Here is a 2,688-nt window from a genome sequence, read left to right on the forward strand (position 1 = left end):
TTTGTCGAAGACACGGCGGTACCGCCTGAAAATCTGGCCGACTTTATTATGGAGTTTCGCGCCGTCCTCGATAAGCATAAGCTGCGTTATGGCATGTTTGGTCATGTCGATGCCGGCGTCTTGCATGTCCGCCCCGCGCTCGATCTAAAGGACGAGGCCCAATTCAAGCTGGTGCGCCAGATTACCGATCAGGTTGTCGCCCTGGTCAGTAAATACAATGGTCTGCTCTGGGGCGAACACGGCAAGGGTGTGCGCTCGGAATTTTCGCCGACCTTTTTCGGCGATCTCTACCCGGAATTGCAGCAAATTAAACGCGCCTTCGATCCCTTTAATCAGCTCAATCCCGGCAAGATCGCTACCCACCAGGACAAGATCCCGCTGCTGCGCATCGATGAGGTTGGCACCCGCGGCGAGCTGGATCGAACCATTGCCGTCAAGAGCTGGACCCAGTTTGGCTCGGGCATGTACTGCAATGGCAACGGTGCCTGCTTTAACTGGGACCCGAACGACGCCATGTGCCCGTCCTTTAAGGTCACCCAGGATCGTCGCCAATCGCCCAAGGGCCGAGCATCACTGATCCGTGAATGGTTGCGTCTGCTGAGCGAAAAGAATGTCGATACCACCGCACTGAGCGAGCGGCAAAAGCGCCGTGTGCCGCTGCTGCATTTTATTCCCCGTGCCTGGAACAGCCTAAAACAGCGCCAAGGCCAATACGATTTCAGCCATGAGGTGGCCGACTCGATGGCCGGTTGTCTGGCCTGTAAATCCTGTACCGGCCAGTGCCCGATCAAGGTCGATGTGCCCGAATTCCGCGCCCGCTTCCTGCAGATCTATTATGGCCGTTACCTGCGACCGCTCAAGGACTACTTTATTGGTAGCCTGGAATTCATTATCCCGGTGCTCGCCTTTGCACCCTTTAAGTGGCTCTACAACACCGCCATGTCACTCAATCCGGTTAAGCGGGTGCTACGCGATGTCGCTGGCATGGTCGACAGTCCGCTGATCCACTCGCTGAATTTTCGCCGTGAACTGCGCCGACGCAAACTTTTCTTTGCCGATCCGATCTTGCTCGATGGCCTGTCGGCCAGTGAGCGCGAACGTTCGGTGATCTTGGTTCAGGATGCCTTCACCAGCTTTTTCGAAACCCCGGTGGTACTGGATATTATCGACTGCCTGCAGGAGTTGGGCTTTAGGGTCTGGGTCATGCCGTATGCGCCCAATGGCAAACCCCTGCACGTGCACGGCTTTTTACATCTGTTCGCGTGGGTTGCAAAACGCAATCAACGCAAGCTGCAACGCTTAGCCAATACCGGCATTGCCCTGGTCGGTATCGATCCCTCCATGACCCTGAGTTACCGTGCCGAGTACGTTAAGTACGTAAAACTGGCCGTGCCACCGGTCTACCTAGTGCAGGAATTTTTGGCGCAGCACAAGGAGCGCTTAGCCGCTCAGGCGCATCGGTTTAATACAGGCTCAGTCAAGCTCTTGGGTCACTGCACCGAAAAGACCAATGCCCCGGCGGCGATGAAAGACTGGACCGAGATCTTTGCCATGCTCAACCAAACCTTGAACCACGAGGCGGTCGGCTGTTGCGGCATGGCCGGCACCTATGGTCATGAAACGCGCAATCGCACCAACTCGGAAAATATCTATAAGCTGTCCTGGCAGGCCGTGGTCGAAAACCAGCCGAGCGAGATGCTGCTCAGTACCGGTTATTCCTGTCGCAGCCAGGTCAAACGACTCCATCAAAAAACCTTGGGCCACCCGCTGCAATATCTCCTGCAGTGCCTTAAATAATCCGCGTTCAATCGGGCTGGGGCCTGTGGCCCGGCCCAGCCCCCGAGCCAACTAATCATCGCTAAATAAAGCCCCAGGCTATTTCTTGTACTATCGTTATCTATTACTCCCATTGCTTGAGATCCATAGATGACTCCATCACTTTGGCGCAACATTTGTGTCCTCGCGGCGGCCACCCTGTCGTTCTCGGCAGGGGCTTGGGCCGACGCCAACACCCTGCGCATCCTAACCTGGGAGGACTATTTCGATCCGGAACTGATCAGCCGGTTTGAGGCGACGCATCAGGTCACGGTCCAGTCCATCTATTATGATAACGATGAGGTTCGCGACCAGATCATGGCCGAGAACCAGGGCAATGGCTTCGACCTTATTTTGGTCGATGATATCAAGCTGCCGACCTATATCGATCAGGGCTGGCTCGCGCCCATCGCCACCGAACGACTCGTTCACCTAGCCGGACATGGTGAACTGTGGCATCAGCGGGTACCGGGCATAGAGGGCTATGCGATCCCATACAGCTGGGGGACCTATGGCATCACTTATCGCTCTGACCTGCTCGACACCGCACCGACCCGCTGGGCCGACCTGTTCGAGCCCAACGAGGCCTTAACGGGTTTTATTCAAATGCTCCCCCAGGCCTCAGAATTGTTGGTCATCGCCCTACTGGCACAAGGTGATGGACCGAACAGCACCGATCCGGCCGAGCTGGCCGAGGCCCTGGCGCTGCTCAGTGCCCAGAAACAGCGCGTAGCCTATTATCAGACCTTAGATTTCGATGACAACTTGCTCAATCAAGGGCTGGTCAAGGCGGCTATGTCCTATAATTCCGATGCGATCGTGCTGCAAGAGCGCTACGACAATATTGAATTTGTCGTGCCGGATGAGGGCACC

The 2,688-nt window shown here is 56.0% G+C and carries 2 protein-coding genes; both read left to right on the plus strand.

Features of this window, described 5'->3' with window-relative positions; translation table 11 throughout:
* Nucleotides 1-1,797, plus strand: a 1,797-nt coding sequence (locus tag AC4FIC_RS15050; RefSeq protein WP_476194497.1) for an FAD-linked oxidase C-terminal domain-containing protein, incomplete at its 5' end; no start/stop codon positions are given.
* A 129-nt stretch (nucleotides 1,798-1,926) separates the two neighbouring features.
* Nucleotides 1,927-2,688, plus strand: a 762-nt coding sequence (locus AC4FIC_RS15055; RefSeq protein WP_476451695.1) for an extracellular solute-binding protein, incomplete at its 3' end; no start/stop codon positions are given.

This window comes from Reinekea sp., from assembly GCF_982785585.1.